Consider the following 15936-nt stretch of genomic DNA (forward strand, 5'->3'; position numbering starts at 1 on the left):
GCGTCCATTACACGAGGCAAATGAGTCATTTATGAGCAAGCAGAACATGCCCAGCGAAGAGCTGGTCAAGATCGCCGTGGCGGCGCTGGAAGAAATCAAGGCGACCGACATCACGGTGATCGACGTCAAGGACAAGACCAGCATCACCGACTTCATGGTGATCGCCAGCGGTAGCTCCAGCCGTCAGGTCAAGTCGCTGGTGGAAAACGTGCTGGAAAAGGTCAAGGAGCAGGGCGTGCGCCCGATCGGTAGCGAAGGTCTGGACAGCGGCGAATGGGCCCTGCTCGACCTGGGTGACATCGTCGTGCACGTGATGCTGCCGACCGCGCGTCAGTTCTACGACCTCGAGCGCTTGTGGCAGGGCGCCGAGCAGAGCCGCGCGCAACATTCGGCCGAGTAAGCGTAAACCGTGCGGATCAAACTGATCGCCGTCGGTTCGCGCATGCCGCGCTGGGTCGAAGAGGGCTGGCAGGAGTACGTCAAGCGTCTGCCTGCCGAATTGCCGCTGGAGCTGGTGGAAATTCCCCTCAACACCCGCGGCAAGAATGCCGACGTTGCCCGCCTGATCCGTCAGGAGGGTGAGGCCATGCTGAGCAAGGTGCAGCCCGGCGAACGTATCGTCACGCTGGAGGTCCATGGCAAGCCATGGAGCACCGAGCAACTGGCAGCGGAGCTGGAGCGCTGGCGTCTCGATGCACGCAACGTCAACCTCATGGTCGGCGGCCCGGAAGGGCTGGCACCGGAGGTCTGCGCGCGTAGCGAGCAGCGCTGGTCGCTGTCGCCTCTGACGTTGCCGCACCCGCTGGTGCGCATCCTTCTTGGCGAGCAGATCTACCGCGCCTGGACCGTATTGTCCGGTCATCCGTACCACAAGTGATCACCTAGTCATGCCGCAGCCGATTCGCCTCAAGGATCATGAAAAGGACGCTCGCCTGGTCAAGCGCCGGGTGCTCGTTGGCGGCGTCGTGATCATCCTGCTGACCTGCGTGCTGATCATGCGCATGTACTACCTGCAGGTGATTCAGTACGAGCATCACAGCACCCTGGCGGAGAACAACCGCATCCATGTGCAGCCGATCCCGCCGACCCGCGGGCTGATCTTCGACCGCAATGGCGTGATCATCGCCGACAACCGCCCCAGCTTCAGCCTGACCGTGACCCGCGAACGCGCCGGTGACTGGCCAAGCGTGCTCGATGCGGTGGTCGAGGTGCTGGAACTCAGCGAGGATGATCGTGCCCTGTTCGAGCGCCGCGTGCGCCAGGGGCGGCGTCCGTTCGAGCCGGTGCCGATTCTGTTCGAACTGTCCGAAGAGCAGATCGCTCGCATTGCGGTCAACCAGTTCCGCCTGCCTGGCGTCGAGGTGGCGGCGCAACTGGTGCGGCATTATCCGCAGCAGGAACACTTCGCGCATTCGGTCGGCTACGTCGGGCGCATCAACGAGCAGGAGCTCAAGCGTCTGGATCCGACCGATTACGCCGGCACCCACCATATCGGCAAGACCGGTATCGAGCGTTTCTACGAGGACGAGTTGCACGGCGAAGTCGGCTATGAAGAGGTCGAGACCAATGCCCGTGGTCGCGTGTTGCGTGTGCTCAATCGTGTCGATCCGAAACCGGGCAAGGACATCGTGCTCAGCCTCGATGTCCACTTGCAGGAAGCGGCCGAGAACGCCCTCGGTGGGCGTCGTGGCGCTGTGGTGGCCATCGATCCGAACAATGGCGAAGTGCTGGCGATGGTCAGCCAGCCCAGTTTCGACCCCAACCCGTTCGTCACCGGCATCAGTTTCAAGGCCTATGGCGAACTGCGCGACTCCATTGACCAGCCGCTGTACAACCGCGTGTTGCGTGGCCTTTATCCGCCGGGCTCGACTATCAAGCCGATGGTGGCTGTGGCCGGTCTCGATGCTGGCGTGGTCACCCCGCAGACCCGGGTGTTCGACCCGGGCTTCTATCAGTTGCCCAATCACAGCCATAAGTACCGTAACTGGAACCGCAGCGGTGATGGCTGGGTCGATCTCAACCTGGCCATCGCCCGTTCCAACGACACCTACTTCTACGACCTGGCGCACAAGATGGGCGTCGATCGCATGCATGAATACATGAGCCGCTTCGGCCTCGGCCAGCGCGTGGCGCTGGACATGTTCGAGGAGACCGCCGGCCTGATGCCTTCGCGTGACTGGAAGCGGGCGCGTTATCGCCAGCCCTGGTACCCGGGCGAGACGCTGATTCTCGGCATTGGCCAGGGCTATATGCAGACCACACCGCTGCAGTTGGCGCAGGCCACCGCGCTGATGGCCACGCGTGGCAAGTGGATTCGTCCGCACCTGGCCAAGAGTGTCGACGGACGCTTGCCCGTGGACCCCAACCCGATGCCGGATATCGTCCTGCGTGATCCGAAGTTCTGGGAGTATGGCATTCGTGCTATGGAAGACGTGCTGCACGGTGCCCGTGGTACGGCGCGCAAGGTCGGTGACAGTTCGGTCTACCGCATCGCCGGCAAGAGCGGCACGGCCCAGGTGGTGGCGATCAAACAGGGTGAGAAATACGACCGCAACAAGGTGCAGGAGCGCCACCGCGATCACGCCCTGTTCGTCGGTTTTGCACCCGCCAATAACCCGCAGATAGCCGTCGCGGTGATGGTGGAGAACGGCGAGTCAGGCTCCGGCGTCGCCGCCCCGGTGGTCAAGCAGGTGATGGACGCCTGGCTGCTGGATAAAGAGACCGGTCAGCTCAAAGCCGAATTCGCCTTGCCCCAGACTGCCGAGGTCAGCCAGCGATGATCAGCAATTTCGACCGCACCCTGTCCGATGAGGACGTCCTGCGTCGTCGCGCCAGCCTGCTACAGCGCATGCATATCGACGGCTGGTTGCTGTTGCTGTTGCTGATTCTGGGTGCCGGCAGCCTGTTCATTCTTTATTCGGCCAGTGGCAAGAATGTCGACCTGCTGCTCAAGCAGGCATCATCCTTCGGCATCGGTATGCTCGCGGTGGTCGTGATCGCCCAGTTCGACCCGCGCTTCATGGCGCGCTGGGTACCCCTTGCCTACGTTGCGGGCGTCGCCTTGCTGATGGCGGTGGAGGTGATGGGCCACACCGCGATGGGGGCGACTCGCTGGATCAACATCCCGGGCGTGATCCGCTTCCAGCCCTCGGAGCTGATGAAAATCATCATGCCGATGACCGTCGCCTGGTACCTGTCGCGACATAACCTGCCGCCGCGCTTCAAGCACATCGTTATCAGCCTGGCGATGATTGGCGTGCCTTTCGTGCTGATCCTCAAGCAGCCGGATCTCGGTACTTCGCTGCTGGTACTGGCGTCGGGCGCTTTCGTCGTGTTCATGGCCGGTCTGCAGTGGCGCTGGATTGTCGGTGCAGCGGCGGCGGTGGTGCCGATTGCGATAGGCATGTGGTACTTCGTCATGCATGACTACCAGAAGCGCCGTGTGTTGACCTTCCTCAACCCGGAGAGCGATCCGCTGGGGGCGGGTTGGAACATCATCCAGTCCAAGGCGGCCATCGGTTCTGGCGGCGTATTGGGCAAGGGCTGGTTGCTGGGTACCCAGTCACACCTGGATTTTTTGCCGGAAAGCCATACGGACTTTATCATTGCCGTGCTCGCGGAGGAGTTCGGCCTGGTTGGCGTCTGTCTGTTGTTGCTGCTCTATCTGCTGCTGCTGGCGCGTGGCCTGGTGATTACCGCCCAGGCGCAGACGCTGTTCGGCAAGCTGCTGGCCGGGGCGCTGACCATGACCTTCTTCGTCTACGTATTCGTCAACATCGGCATGGTCAGCGGGCTGCTGCCGGTGGTTGGGGTGCCGCTGCCCTTCATTAGTTACGGCGGAACCCATCTGGTCACGCTGTTGTCTGGCTTCGGGGTATTGATGGCGATCCACACCCACAGAAAGTGGATCGCTCAGGTTTGATTTTGGGGGTTTTGAGTTAATGCATTCTCTGCGTAGTTGGGCTGCTCGTACGCTCATTGGAGTCGGTATCGCCGGCGCGCTTGGTTCTGGCGCACAGGCGCTGGCGGCCGATTACGACGGCTCGCCGCAGGTGGCCGAGTTCGTCGAGGAAATGACCCGCGACTATGGTTTCGCCAGCGAGCAACTGGTCAGTCTGTTCGCCGAGGTCGAGCGCAAGCAGGCGATTCTCGATGCCATCTCGCGCCCGGCAGAGAAGGTCAAGCCCTGGAAGGACTACCGGCCGATCTTCATTACCGACAAGCGCATCGCCCAGGGCGTGGAGTTCTGGAACAAGCACCAGGCTGCGCTGGAAAAGGCTGAGGCCGAGTACGGTGTGCCGCCGCAGTTCATCGTCGCCATCATCGGCGTGGAAACCTTCTATGGCGGCAACACCGGCAGTTGGCGGGTGATGGACGCCCTGTCCACGCTAGCCTTCGACTACCCGCCGCGTGCGCCGTTCTTTCGCAAGGAACTGCGCGAATTTCTGCTGCTGACCCGTGAGGAGCAGGTCGATCCGATCACCCTCAAGGGGTCTTATGCTGGTGCCATGGGCCTGCCACAGTTCATGCCGAGCAGTTTCCGTGCTTACGCCGTGGACTTCGATGGCGACGGCCATATCAACATCTGGAGCAACCCGACCGATGCCATCGGCAGTGTTGCCAGCTATTTCAAACGTCACGGCTGGCAGGCCGGCGGCCAGGTGGCCAGCCGCGTCCAGGTCAGCGGTGCGCGCGTCGATGAAGGCCTGACCCAGGGCCTGGATCCGGTGAAGAATGTTGCCGAATTGCGCGCACTGGGCTGGCAGAGCCAGGACAAGCTGCCCGAAGATCTGCCGGTGACCGCATTTCGTCTGGAAGGTGCGCAAGGCGACGAATACTGGTTCGGTTTGCCCAACTTCTACACCATCACCCGCTACAATCGCAGCGTGATGTATGCCATGGCGGTCAACCAACTGGCTGAGTTGCTGGTCGAAGCGCGGAGTCAACAATGAGTGCGCACAAACTGCTGCCGCTGGCTGCCTGCATAACGGCAGCCCTGCTGCTGGCGAGTTGCTCGTCCAATCGGGCACCGCAGCCCGCTGTGGTGCCCGGTCAGTCGACGGGCATCTCCGGGCCTGATGATTACAACCGGCCGCACAAGGATGGCGCGCCCTGGTGGGATGTCGACGTCTCGAAGATTCAGGACGCCATTCCCATGCCGCACTACGGACCGGTCAAGGCCAGCCCCTATGTGGTGTTCGGCAAACAGTACTACCCGATTCAGGACGCCCGTCGCTACCAGGCGGTCGGTCCGGCTTCCTGGTATGGCACCAAGTTTCATGGCCAGGCCACTGCCAACGGCGAGACCTACGACCTGTACGGCATGACCGCAGCACACAAGACGCTGCCGCTGCCCAGTTACGTGCGGGTGACCAACCTGGAGAACGGCAAGGTCGTGATCCTGCGGGTCAACGACCGTGGGCCGTTCTACTCCGACCGCATCATCGACCTGTCCTTCGCTGCGGCGAAGAAGCTCGGCTATGCCGAGAAAGGTACCGCACGGGTCAAGGTCGAAGGTATCGATCCGCATGAGTGGTGGGCGCAGCAGGGCCGTCCGGTGCCGCTGGTGCTGGCCAACAATCAGCCGGCCAAGGCTGCCGTTGCCCAGCCCGTCGCGCAGCCTGTGTCGCAGCCTGTCGAACACTATTCGCCGCCGCCGACGCAGCACGCCGCTGCGGTGGTGCCGGTGCAGATCGACGCAAAAAAAAACGATTTACTCGGAGCCTCTGGCCTGTATCTCCAGGTGGGAGCCTTCGCCAATCCGGACGCTGCGGAGCTGCTCAAGTCCAAGCTGAGCCAGACCAGCAGTGTGCCGGTGTTCATCAGCTCAGTGGTGCGCGACCAGCAGATACTGCACCGCGTCCGCATGGGGCCGATCAGCAATCAGGGCGAGGCTGAGCAGCTGCAGAGCAGCGTGCGCCTGGCCAACCTCGGCCAGGCCACGCTGGTGCGCGCCGACTGATGGCAACTTAACCGGCCTTTGCCGGACTAAATCCGAGGCTTGCCTGGTGCGAGTCGAAAGATGGCCCTGTGGGGCCGTACAACCCAAGCAATGATTTTCGAGAGACGGATGAACATCACCAGCTTCGTGCAACGTGCTTCACTGGTTCTTACCCTTCTGGCCGCCCCCCTGGCCATGGCCAACCCGCAGGTGGTGCCGGCGCCGCCGCAACTGGCCGCGAAATCCTACGTGCTGATGGACGCTGCCAGCGGCAATGTCCTGGTCGAGAACAACGCTGACGAGCGCCTGCCGCCCGCCAGCCTGACCAAGCTGATGACGGCCTACATCGCGACCCTGGAAATCCGTAATGGCAAGATCGGCGAGCAGGATCTGGTAACCATCAGCGAGCACGCCTGGCGCACAGGTGGCGCTGCGTCCGGTGGCTCCACCATGTTTCTGCCGGTGAACAGCCAGGCCACGGTCGACGACTTGCTGCACGGCATCATCATTCAGTCCGGTAACGATGCCAGCATCGCCATCGCCGAATATATCGCCGGCAGCGAAGATGCCTTCGCTGACATGATGAACGCCACTGCCGAACGTCTGGGCATGAAGAACAGCCACTTTGTGAACGCGACCGGCCTGCCGCATCCTGAGCATTACTCCAGCGCCCATGACATGGCGATCCTGGCCCGTGCGATCATCAATGAAGATGCCGAGCACTATGCGATCTACTCGCAGAAAGAGTTTCTCTGGAACAATATCAAGCAGCCCAACCGTAACCTGCTGCTGTGGCGTGACCGCACCGTCGATGGCCTGAAGACTGGCCACACTTCGGAGGCGGGCTTCTGCCTGGTCGCCTCGGCCGTACGTGATGGTTCGCGCATGATTACCTCGATATTCGGTACTGACAGCGAGCAGGCCCGCGCAGCGGAAACCCAGAAGCTGCTGACCTATGGTTTCCGTTTCTTCGAAAGCCGCACCTTCTATCAGAAAGGCGCCGAGCTGGCTCAGGCCACTGTCTGGAAAGGTACTGCGCATCAGGTGAAGGCCGGCCTCGCCGAAGACCTGACCCTGACCATGCCCAAGGGCCAACTGGAAAAACTGCAGGCCAGCATGACCCTCAACCCGCAACTGATCGCACCGATCCAGCAGGGCGATGTGATCGGCAAGGTCGAAGTCAAACTGGGTGACGAGGTGGTGCGCAGCACCGACCTGGTGGCTCTGGAGTCGGTGGACGAGGGCAGCCTGATGCGCCGTCTGTGGGACAGCATTCGCCTGTTCTTCTTCGGCCTTTTCAACTGACAAGCCTGGCTGCTCCTGATGGAGCGGCCCTTTTCTGGACGGGCCGCGAGCCCGCTGACGCCATGACCGATAACGACGTTCAAGCCCCTAAAATCGAATTTCCCTGCGAGCGTTACCCGATCAAGGTAATCGGCATTGCGGGTGAGGGTTTCTCCGATCTGGTGATCGAGGTGATCCAGCGCCATGCGCCGGATCTGGATGCCTCCACGCTGGTGCTGCGCGACAGCCGTAACGGCAACTTCCTCTCCGTGCAGGTGCTGATCACCGCCACCAGCGTCGAGCAGTTGCAGGCGATTCATGTCGATCTGCGTGCCACTGGCCGCGTGCACATGGTGCTGTGATCCTCATGCCCGAACTCGTCGTTCGTCACCTCGGGCTGGTCGACTATCAGCCGACGTTGGAGGCCATGCGCCAGTTGACCCGTGAGCGCGATGAGCGGACACCGGATGAAATCTGGCTGCTGCAGCACCCCCGGGTCTTCACTCAGGGTCAGGCCGGCAAGGCCGAGCATGTGCTGGCAGCGGGCGATATTCCGGTGGTGCAGGTCGAGCGCGGCGGCCAGGTGACCTATCACGGCCCTGGCCAACTGGTGGCCTACCTGATGCTCGATCTGCGCCGCCTCGACCTTGGGGTGCGTGAACTGGTCACGACCATGGAGCAAAGCCTGGTCGATCTGCTGGCCGGCTACGGTATCGAGGCTGCGCCGAAGGCCGATGCGCCGGGCGTGTATGTGGCCGGCGACAAGATCGCCTCACTGGGCCTGCGCGTCAGTCGTGGTTGCTCATTCCACGGCCTGGCGCTGAACGTCGACATGGACATGTCGCCCTTCCTGCGCATCAATCCGTGCGGCTACGCGGGGCTGAAGATGGTGCAGATGCGTGACCTGCTGCAAGCGCCGCCCGTGTTCGACGAGGTGTCGCGACGTCTGGAACAGGCGCTGCGTGCCCGTCTGGGTTACGTGTAAGCTCATGCGAGCGAATGCGTAGGCGCGGCGCCCAAAGCTTCGCCCCGGGGCGGGGCTCCTACGCAGGCGCGTAGCCACGCATGCTTAATGACAGTAACGAAAAAGGGACGCCGAGGCGTAATGCCAGTCAGTTAAGCCGTTGCACTCGATTTTTGTAGGAGCCGGCTTGCCGGCGATCCGCCATAAAAAGCATCGCCAGCAAGCTGGCTCCTACGAAAAGCGCCCCCTCTACTGCAAGTAGGAGGGGATGGTGACGAACTTATCTGATCAGCATTACGCCGAGGCGTCCCTTTTGTTTTCCGAGAGGATCTGTCTCAGTTCAGATTCAGCGCCGGAATCAGGCTGGCATTAACTTCCTGGCCAGGCACCGGAACCGGAGCGGCGAGACCCAGGTTGTTCTTCTCGAACACGCGGTCGGCGCGGTAGCTGGAGCGCACCAGCGGGCCGGCAGCGACTTCCATGAAGCCTTTCTCCAGGCCGATATCGCGCAGGCGGTTGAATTCTTCAGGGCTGACCCAGCGTTGCACCTTGAGGTGGTTGCGCGTGGGTTGCAGGTACTGGCCGAGGGTGAGGATGTCCACGCCGATGGCGCGCAGGTCATCCATGGTCTCGAGGATTTCCTCGTCGGTTTCACCCAGGCCGAGCATCAGGCTGGTCTTGGTCAGCACGTCGGGGCGGTGCTTCTTGGCGTGCTCGAGCACCTTGAGAGTCTTCTCATAGCCGGCGCGTGGATCGCGAACCACATAGGTGAGACGTTTGACTGTCTCGACGTTCTGCGCGAAGACTTCGAGACCGGAGTCGACCACGCGCTCGATGGCCTGATGATCGCCATCGAAATCCGGGGTCAGGGCTTCGACCACCACCTGCGGGGTGTTTTCCTTGATCGCCCGCACGCAGGCTGCATAGTGGCCGGCGCCGCCATCTTCGAGGTCGTCACGGTCCACCGAGGTCAGCACGATATAACGCAGGGCCATCAGCTCCACCGACTTGGCAGTGTTCTGCGGCTCTTCCAGGTCCAGCCAGCCATTGGGGTTGCCGGTATCCACGGCGCAGAAGCGGCAGGCGCGGGTGCACACCGAGCCCATCAGCATGATGGTGGCCGTGCCGTTTGACCAGCATTCGCCCATGTTCGGGCAGTGCGATTCCTGGCAGACGGTACTCAGGCGGTGTTCGCCGACGTTGCGCTTGACCGCCTCGAAACGGCTACCGCCAGGAGCCTTGACCCGCAGCCACTTGGGCTTGGGTTCGAACACCTGGGGTTCGGCCGAGGCGCGGCGCTTCTGACCATCCTTGATCGCGCTGATGCCTTGGGCGGTGCGAAATTTTTCGCCGCTGGCGACGGATTTGGGCGAGGAGGTGTCGGACATCGGAAATCTGGGCTCCGGTAGAGGCTCCGTGGGCAGGTGGCTTTTGGCCGCCGGCCAGTCTATCACAGAAGGTGTATGCAGACGCTGAGGCCGCCTGTCGACAAAACACCGCCAAGGCGTTTTTTTGGGGGGCGTCGCTGTGACCGCTCGGCAAGGCGCTTGCCGATGATGGCAAGCCCCCCTGAGGTGTCAGTGCTGGATTCAGCGTGTGCGCAGCTGTTGCAGCAGTTGGGTGTTGGGGTAGCCATCGGCTGGCCAGTTCAACTGCAGTTGCAGGGCGCGTATGGCCTTGCGCGTGTTGGCGCCGATGATGCCGTCGGCCGGACCCGGGTCGAAACCGGCTTGGGCCAGCAGCTCCTGCAGCTCAACACGTTCACTACGCCCCAACTGACGCTCACCCCGGGGCCATTGCCCCTTGATTTCGGTGCTGCGTAGCAGGTTGTCGGCGAGCAGACCGATGGCCAGCGCGTAGGACGTGGAGTTGTTGTACTTGAGGATGCTGCGGAAGTTATCCAGCAGCAGGAAGGCCGGGCCTTGGTGCCCGGCAGGCAGCTGCAGGCTGGCGCGCGCGCTGGCGGCTGCGCCGGTCGGTGCCAGTGGGCGCACGCCGAGTTCGGCCCACTCGGTCAGGCTGCGACGCTGATCCGGGTCTGCCAGGGCATAGTCGAAGTCGCTCGGCAGGCGCACCTCGAAACCCCAGGGCTGGCCGCGCTGCCATCCCGAGGCTTGCAGGTAATGAGCCGCCGAGGCCAAGGCATCGGCCGAGGAGTTCCACAGGTCGCGCTTGCCGTCGCCGTCGAAGTCGACCGCATGCTGGTTATAGGTGGTGGGCATGAACTGGGTCTGGCCCATGGCGCCGGCCCAGGAACCGATCATGCGATCGCTGGGTACATCGCCGTTCTGCAGGATTTGCAGGGCGGCCAGCAACTGAGCACGCCAGAAGCCCTGGCGGCGACCGTCATAGGCCAGGGTGGCGAGGGAGCGGATTACGCTGTGGCTACCGATATTGTTACCGAAGTTGCTCTCCAGGCCCCAGATGGCCACCAGGATCTGCGCTTCGACGCCATATTGCTGCTCGATACGTTGCAGCATGGTGTTGTGCTGGGCCAGCAATACTCGGCCGCGGCCGATGCGGCTGGAGGAGACGGCACCGTCGAGATATTCCCACACCGGGCGAGTGAACTCGGGCTGACTGCTGTCTGCCTTGAGCACCGCAGGGTCGGGGGTGACGCCGGCGAATACGCGATCGAACAGCGCTGCGTCGATGCCGGCGGCAATCGCTTCGCTACGCATCGTCTGGCGCCAGTCGGCAAAACTGGGCAAGGGCGTTTCGGCTGCAGTCTGGACCGCTGCCGGGGCAGTGGTGGTAGGCAGATTTTCCGCTGGGGCCTGGGCGCAGGCCGCCAGTAGCAGGAGAGGAAGCAGAGCCAGGGCGCGACGTGGAAGCTGGTGTGGCATGTCTATCTCAAGGCGTTTAAGCAGGCGGTTACCTTAGCATGCTCGACGGGGATTCTGGGCTATCAGCGAAGCGAAGAGGCCCATAAAGCAAGAAGCCTCCCAATTGTGGGAGGCTTCGCGGCGGTAGCTGCCTTTACCTTTCTGTGGTCGTTCCTGGCGGGAGCGAAACAGTGGCTGGGCGACGATGGATTTGGCCTTGTTCGGCCGTTTGCCGGCTTTCTTGCTCATGGCGTTTCCTCATGCAGACTGGCCTGCGCCAATGCAGGCGGCGGAGACTATGCGCCGCTGTACAGAAAATGTCCAGATTGCGGTCTGGATGGGGAGCTCGTAGGAGCGAGCTCTGCTCGCGAAGCCTTTCAGCTCGTAGGGTGGGCAGCAACAATTACAGGCGCAGACGCTGTCCGGCCAACTGCAGGGTCAGCAGTGCCAGCTCGCTCCACGGATCACCGGGCGCCTGGCCCTTGATTTGTGCGTCGATCAACTGCGCCTGCTGCAGCAACTGGCCCCAGCGTTTGCTGCTGTGACGCTGCAAGGCTTTGGAAACCAGGGGGCGACGTTTATCCCAGACTGGCGGGCGGGCGCTGGAGAAGGCTTTGTCCAATGGGATGCCCTGGCTCTGTTGGTGGGCGATGCCGGCCAGCAGACGAATCTCGCGCGCCAGCGCCCAGAGAATCACCGGGGTTTCCACACCTTCACCACGTAGCCCTTCGAGGACGCGCAGGGCGTGTGCGGCATCGCCAGCGAGGGCGCAGTCGATCAGACCGAAGACGTCAAAACGCGCACTGTCAGCTACGGCGGCCTGGACGGTTTCGGCATCGACCTGATTGCCTTCGGCGAGCAGCTTGAGCTTTTCCACTTCCTGGGCGGCGGCCAGCAGGTTGCCTTCTACCCGCGCGGCGATCATGTCCACCGCATCGGCGCTGGCGCTCAGGCCGGCCTGCGCGAGGCGCTGGCGAATCCACTGCGGCAACTGATTGGCATCTATCGGCCAGATCTGGATGAACTGGCTCACCTGGCCGTCGATCAGGGCCTTGGCCCATTTAGATTTCTGCGTGCTGCCATCAAGCTTGGGCAGGCTCAGCAAGAGAACGGTGTCCTCGGGCGGGCGGGCCAGGTACTCGAGCAGGGCGGCTGTGCCCTTGTCGCCTGGCTTGCCGGAAGGCAGGCGCAGTTCCAGCAGGCGCTTCTCGGCGAACAGCGAGAGGCTGGCGCCAGCCTGCAGCAGGTTGCCCCAGTCGAAGTTGGCTTCGGCATTGAACACCTGGCGTTCGCCGAACCCCTGCTGGCGGCAGGCATTGCGAATGGCGTCAGCGGTTTCCTGGCACAGCAATGGCTCGTCGCCGCTGATCGCATAGACAGGTGCCAGTGCGCCTTGCAGGTGTTTGCCGAGTTGCGCGGGGGCAAGCTTCATCGGGGTGATGTCATCAGGGGCAGGGCGTCGGGCCGCGGCTGCGGCCCTTGGGCCTTTAGCGGGACGGCAGTTCGATCGGCGACTGCTGCGGCGCGACCTGGCTCTCACGAGCCCGGCGCTGCGCTTCCAGTGCTTCGGCTTCGGCCTTGGCGCGGGCTTCGGCGGTCTGCTGCAGTTGGTCCAGTCGCTCGGGCGTGATCTGCTGCAGGCTGAACATCAGTTGCTGGATCATTTCACGGCGCAGCTCGCTGCGCAGCTGCGTCGCTTCCTGGTCGGAGCCGGCCAGGTTGTTGTCGTCCTGCTGGTAGTAGTTCTGCACTTCCACCTTGTTACCGGTCAGCAGCAGGTTCTTCGCACCGCGGATCTCGTATTCCAGACCCATGGTCAGCTCGTACTCGGCGGTACGTGCGCCGCTGCTGTAGCTGGCGCCGCGACGATTTTCGGTCTCGCGGGCGATCACCAGCTTGTAGGGGGCGCCGGAGTAGACGCGAACGTCGTTGTTCTCCAGCACTTCACGTACTTGCTGCACGGTGTCGCCGTAGGCATCGCGCGCGCTGACGTCGAGTTCCTTGAGGGCGAACTGCACATCGCCGGTGCCACGCAGCTGGAAGCCGCATGCGCTGAGCAGGCCAGCCAGGCCGATGACCAGCAGATTCCGTTTCATCATTCTCATATCCCCTTGGCGGATCACGGCGCCACACATGTGTGGCGCCGAGCTTAATCAGTTGGCGACTATGTTGACCAGCTTGCCTGGCACCACGATGACCTTGCGAATGCTCAGGCCTTCGGTGAAGCGCAGGACGTTCTCGTTGGCACGAGCGGCGGCCTCGACGTCTTCGCGGCTGGCGCTGGCCGCCACGATGATCTCGCCGCGCAGCTTGCCGTTGACCTGTACCACCAGCGTCAGGCTGTCCTGCACCAGGGCGGATTCATCGACCTGCGGCCACTGCGCATCGATCACCGCATCGGCATGGCCCAGGCGCTGCCACAGCTCGTGGCTGATGTGCGGGGTGATCGGCGCCAGCAGCAGAGTGACGATTTCCAGACCTTCGTGCACCAGCGCGCGGTCCTGTTCGGTGGCGGTGGCGGCCTTTTCCAGCACGTTCATCAGGGTCATCACCTGGGCGATGGCGGTGTTGAACTTGTGGTGCTGGCCGATATCGTTGCTGGCCTGCTTGATCGCCAGGTGAATGGCGCGGCGTACAGCCTTCTGCTCGTCGGTGAGAGTGTTCACATCCAGCTTGCCCGGCAGACCGGCGCTGACATGGCCCTGAGCCAGACGCCAGACACGACGCAGGAAGCGGTTGGCGCCCTCGACGCCGGCATCCGACCATTCGCAGCTCATGTCGGGCGGCGAGGCGAACATCATGAACAGGCGGCAGGTGTCGGCGCCGTAGGCATCGATCATGGCCTGCGGGTCGACGCCGTTGTTCTTCGACTTGGACATCTTCTCGGTGCCGCCGATTTCCACCGGCAGGCCGTCGGACTTGAGTTTGGCGCTGATGACCTTGGCCTTGGCATCGCGTTCCAGCTCGACATCGGCCGGGTTGAACCAGTCCTTGCCGCCGTTTTCCAGGGTGCGGTAATAGGTCTCGGCGACCACCATGCCCTGGGTCAGCAGATTCTTGAACGGCTCGTTGGAGGAGACCAGGCCCTCGTCGCGCATCAGCTTGTGGAAGAAGCGCGCGTACAGCAGGTGCAGGATGGCGTGCTCGATGCCACCGATGTACTGATCCACCGGCAGCCAGTGGTTGGCTGCCTGCGGGTCGACCATGCCGCCCTCGTAGTGCGGGCTGGCGTAGCGGGCGAAGTACCAGGAGCTTTCCACGAAGGTGTCCATGGTGTCGGTTTCGCGCTTGGCCGGTGCGCCGCATTTCGGGCAGCTGCACTCGTAGAACTCGGGCATCTTGGCCAGCGGTGAGCCTGCGCCGTCCGGCACCACGTCTTCGGGCAGGGTGACCGGCAGTTGGTCTTCCGGCACCGGCACGTCGCCGCAGGCGTCGCAGTGGATGATCGGGATCGGGCAGCCCCAGTAGCGCTGGCGGCTGATGCCCCAGTCGCGCAGGCGGAACTGGGTCTTACGCGCGCCGTGGCCGGTCGCTTCGAGGTCGGCGACTATGGCATCGAAGGCTGCGCTGAAGTCGAGGTTATCGTACTTGCCGGAGTTGACGGTGGTCAGGCCGTCCTTGTCGGTGTACCAGGCCTGCCATTGCCCGCTGTCGTAGTCCTTGCCCTCGCCGGCGTAGACCGGCTGGATCGGCAGGTCGTACTTGTGGGCGAACTCGAAGTCGCGCTCGTCGTGGGCCGGCACGGCCATCACCGCGCCTTCGCCGTAGCCCCAGAGCACGTAGTTGGCGACGAATACCGGCAGCTTGTCGCCGGTCAGCGGGTGGATGACGAACTGGCCGGTGGCCAGGCCTTTCTTCTCCATGGTGGCCATGTCGGCCTCGGCCACGGAGCCGGCCTTGCACTCGGCGATAAAGGCGGCGATGGCCGCATTGCCCTCGGCAGCGCGTTGGGCCAGCGGGTGTTCGGCAGCCACGGCGACGTAGGTGGCGCCCATCAGGGTATCGGGTCGAGTCGAATAGACCTTGAGCTGGCCGTCGATGCCGATGCTGGCGACGTCATAGTCGAACACGATGTCGGCACCGTAGCTCTTGCCGATCCAGTTGCGCTGCATGGTCTTGACCTGCTCGGGCCAGCCATCCAGTTCATCCAGGCTGCTCAGCAGCTCTTCGGCATACGCAGTGATCTTGAAGTAGTACATCGGGATTTCGCGCTTCTCGATCAGCGCGCCCGAACGCCAGCCACGGCCGTCGATGACCTGCTCGTTGGCCAGTACGGTCTGGTCCACCGGGTCCCAGTTGACGGTACCGTTCTTGCGGTAGATCACGCCCTTTTCGAACAGGCGGGTGAACAGCCACTGTTCCCAGCGGTAGTAGTCCGGTTTGCAGGTGGTGACTTCGCGCGTCCAGTCGATGGCCAGGCCCAGCGATTTGAGCTGGGACTTCATGTAGGCGATGTTCTCGTAGGTCCACTTGGCCGGTGCGACCTGGTTCTTCATCGCCGCGTTTTCCGCCGGCATGCCGAAGGCGTCCCAGCCCATCGGCTGCAGCACGTTCTTGCCCTGCATGCGCTGGTAGCGCGCGATCACGTCACCGATGGTGTAGTTGCGCACGTGCCCCATGTGTAGCTTGCCGCTGGGGTAGGGGAACATCGACAGGCAGTAGAAGGTGTCCTTGCCCGGCTGTTCGCTGACGACGAAGGATTGTTGCGCGTCCCAGTGGGACTGCGCGGCGGCTTCTATTTCACGGGGCGAGTACTGTTCGTGCATGGCTCTGGCGCTGAAGGAATGGGGCTTGCGGAAAACGCCGTAGCATACATGAGCGCCGTCTATCGAGGGAAACCCAGATTGTGCCGCGTCCGCCGTTTGTCGCGGCGCCTGGCTGCGTGCGGGGCCTTCGCTAAGCTTTACTCAAGGCCCGCGGTT

General features: G+C 63.0%; 14 protein-coding genes and 1 pseudogene. 9 read left to right on the top strand and 6 right to left on the bottom strand.

Annotated elements, in window-relative coordinates:
• Positions 1-46: 46 nt before the first annotated feature.
• The 9 genes from rsfS (at position 47) to lipB (ending at position 8210) form a co-directional block, all read left to right on the top strand.
• The gene (gene rsfS / locus DBO86_RS19700; protein WP_003240193.1) at positions 47-400 is read left to right on the top strand and encodes a ribosome silencing factor; all 354 of its coding nucleotides are present in this window, start codon (positions 47-49) and stop codon (positions 398-400) included.
• Between the two features lie 9 nt (positions 401-409).
• The gene (rlmH, locus tag DBO86_RS19705; protein ID WP_003240195.1) at positions 410-877 is read left to right on the top strand and encodes a 23S rRNA (pseudouridine(1915)-N(3))-methyltransferase RlmH; all 468 of its coding nucleotides are present in this window, start codon (positions 410-412) and stop codon (positions 875-877) included.
• Positions 878-887: 10 nt separating this feature from the next.
• The gene (gene mrdA / locus DBO86_RS19710) at positions 888-2780 is read left to right on the top strand and encodes a penicillin-binding protein 2 (protein WP_074856878.1); all 1893 of its coding nucleotides are present in this window, start codon (positions 888-890) and stop codon (positions 2778-2780) included.
• Positions 2777-3922 carry a rod shape-determining protein RodA gene (rodA, locus tag DBO86_RS19715; RefSeq protein WP_075749754.1) on the top strand — a complete coding sequence of 382 codons (1146 nt, stop codon included), beginning with the start codon at positions 2777-2779 and terminating at the stop codon, positions 3920-3922. Before mrdA ends, rodA begins: the two co-directional genes overlap by 4 nt.
• Positions 3923-3941: 19 nt before the next feature.
• On the top strand, positions 3942-4952 hold the full coding sequence (gene mltB / locus DBO86_RS19720; RefSeq protein ID WP_108234599.1) for a lytic murein transglycosylase B: 1011 nt from the start codon (positions 3942-3944) through the stop codon (positions 4950-4952).
• Positions 4949-5962, top strand: coding sequence for a septal ring lytic transglycosylase RlpA family protein (locus DBO86_RS19725; protein WP_108234600.1), 1014 nt, complete (start codon positions 4949-4951; stop codon positions 5960-5962). Before mltB ends, DBO86_RS19725 begins: the two co-directional genes overlap by 4 nt.
• Before the next feature lie 108 nt (positions 5963-6070).
• Positions 6071-7246 carry a D-alanyl-D-alanine carboxypeptidase family protein gene (locus tag DBO86_RS19730; RefSeq protein WP_108234601.1) on the top strand — a complete coding sequence of 392 codons (1176 nt, stop codon included), beginning with the start codon at positions 6071-6073 and terminating at the stop codon, positions 7244-7246.
• A gap of 62 nt (positions 7247-7308) precedes the next feature.
• On the top strand, positions 7309-7587 hold the full coding sequence (locus tag DBO86_RS19735; RefSeq protein ID WP_003463006.1) for a DUF493 domain-containing protein: 279 nt from the start codon (positions 7309-7311) through the stop codon (positions 7585-7587).
• 5 nt (positions 7588-7592) lie between these two features.
• Positions 7593-8210, top strand: a complete 618-nt coding sequence (lipB, locus tag DBO86_RS19740; protein ID WP_108234602.1) for a lipoyl(octanoyl) transferase LipB — start codon at positions 7593-7595, stop codon at positions 8208-8210.
• A 314-nt stretch (positions 8211-8524) separates the two neighbouring features.
• Here lipB and lipA read toward each other — a convergent pair whose 3' ends face one another.
• From lipA to leuS, 6 genes and pseudogenes are all read right to left on the bottom strand, one after another.
• Positions 8525-9577 (bottom strand): lipoyl synthase, encoded by a 1053-nt coding sequence (lipA, locus tag DBO86_RS19745; RefSeq protein WP_108234603.1) that lies wholly within the window; start codon positions 9575-9577, stop codon positions 8525-8527.
• A 201-nt stretch (positions 9578-9778) separates the two neighbouring features.
• Complete coding sequence (locus tag DBO86_RS19750) at positions 9779-11035, bottom strand: lytic murein transglycosylase (RefSeq protein ID WP_108234604.1); 1257 nt, start codon at positions 11033-11035, stop codon at positions 9779-9781.
• A gap of 81 nt (positions 11036-11116) precedes the next feature.
• Positions 11117-11263 (bottom strand): annotated as a pseudogene (gene arfA / locus DBO86_RS19755) (alternative ribosome rescue factor ArfA); the annotation flags it as partial.
• A 154-nt stretch (positions 11264-11417) separates the two neighbouring features.
• Positions 11418-12446, bottom strand: coding sequence for a DNA polymerase III subunit delta (gene holA, locus DBO86_RS19760; RefSeq protein WP_108234605.1), 1029 nt, complete (start codon positions 12444-12446; stop codon positions 11418-11420).
• A gap of 55 nt (positions 12447-12501) precedes the next feature.
• On the bottom strand, positions 12502-13113 hold the full coding sequence (locus DBO86_RS19765) for an LPS-assembly lipoprotein LptE (protein ID WP_075749744.1): 612 nt from the start codon (positions 13111-13113) through the stop codon (positions 12502-12504).
• 54 nt (positions 13114-13167) lie between these two features.
• Positions 13168-15780, bottom strand: coding sequence for a leucine--tRNA ligase (gene leuS, locus DBO86_RS19770; RefSeq protein WP_108234606.1), 2613 nt, complete (start codon positions 15778-15780; stop codon positions 13168-13170).
• Positions 15781-15936: the final 156 nt, after the last annotated feature.

The sequence above is a fragment of the Ectopseudomonas oleovorans genome, assembly GCF_003052605.1.
Taxonomy (GTDB): domain Bacteria; phylum Pseudomonadota; class Gammaproteobacteria; order Pseudomonadales; family Pseudomonadaceae; genus Aquipseudomonas; species Aquipseudomonas oleovorans_A.

Excerpts from the sequence above, each read along its gene's own strand:
- mrdA (WP_074856878.1), top strand. The coding sequence starts at position 888 with ATGCCGCAGCCGATTCGCCTCAAGGATCATGAAAAGGACGCTCGCCTG.
- DBO86_RS19725 (WP_108234600.1), top strand. The coding sequence starts at position 4,949 with ATGAGTGCGCACAAACTGCTGCCGCTGGCTGCCTGCATAACGGCAGCC.
- DBO86_RS19765 (WP_075749744.1), bottom strand. The coding sequence starts at position 13,113 with ATGATGAAACGGAATCTGCTGGTCATCGGCCTGGCTGGCCTGCTCAGC.
- DBO86_RS19750 (WP_108234604.1), bottom strand. The coding sequence starts at position 11,035 with ATGCCACACCAGCTTCCACGTCGCGCCCTGGCTCTGCTTCCTCTCCTG.
- lipB (WP_108234602.1), top strand. The coding sequence starts at position 7,593 with ATGCCCGAACTCGTCGTTCGTCACCTCGGGCTGGTCGACTATCAGCCG.
- leuS (WP_108234606.1), bottom strand. The coding sequence starts at position 15,780 with ATGCACGAACAGTACTCGCCCCGTGAAATAGAAGCCGCCGCGCAGTCC.
- rsfS (WP_003240193.1), top strand. The coding sequence starts at position 47 with ATGCCCAGCGAAGAGCTGGTCAAGATCGCCGTGGCGGCGCTGGAAGAA.
- lipA (WP_108234603.1), bottom strand. The coding sequence starts at position 9,577 with ATGTCCGACACCTCCTCGCCCAAATCCGTCGCCAGCGGCGAAAAATTT.
- DBO86_RS19735 (WP_003463006.1), top strand. The coding sequence starts at position 7,309 with ATGACCGATAACGACGTTCAAGCCCCTAAAATCGAATTTCCCTGCGAG.
- rodA (WP_075749754.1), top strand. The coding sequence starts at position 2,777 with ATGATCAGCAATTTCGACCGCACCCTGTCCGATGAGGACGTCCTGCGT.
- DBO86_RS19730 (WP_108234601.1), top strand. The coding sequence starts at position 6,071 with ATGAACATCACCAGCTTCGTGCAACGTGCTTCACTGGTTCTTACCCTT.
- holA (WP_108234605.1), bottom strand. The coding sequence starts at position 12,446 with ATGAAGCTTGCCCCCGCGCAACTCGGCAAACACCTGCAAGGCGCACTG.
- mltB (WP_108234599.1), top strand. The coding sequence starts at position 3,942 with ATGCATTCTCTGCGTAGTTGGGCTGCTCGTACGCTCATTGGAGTCGGT.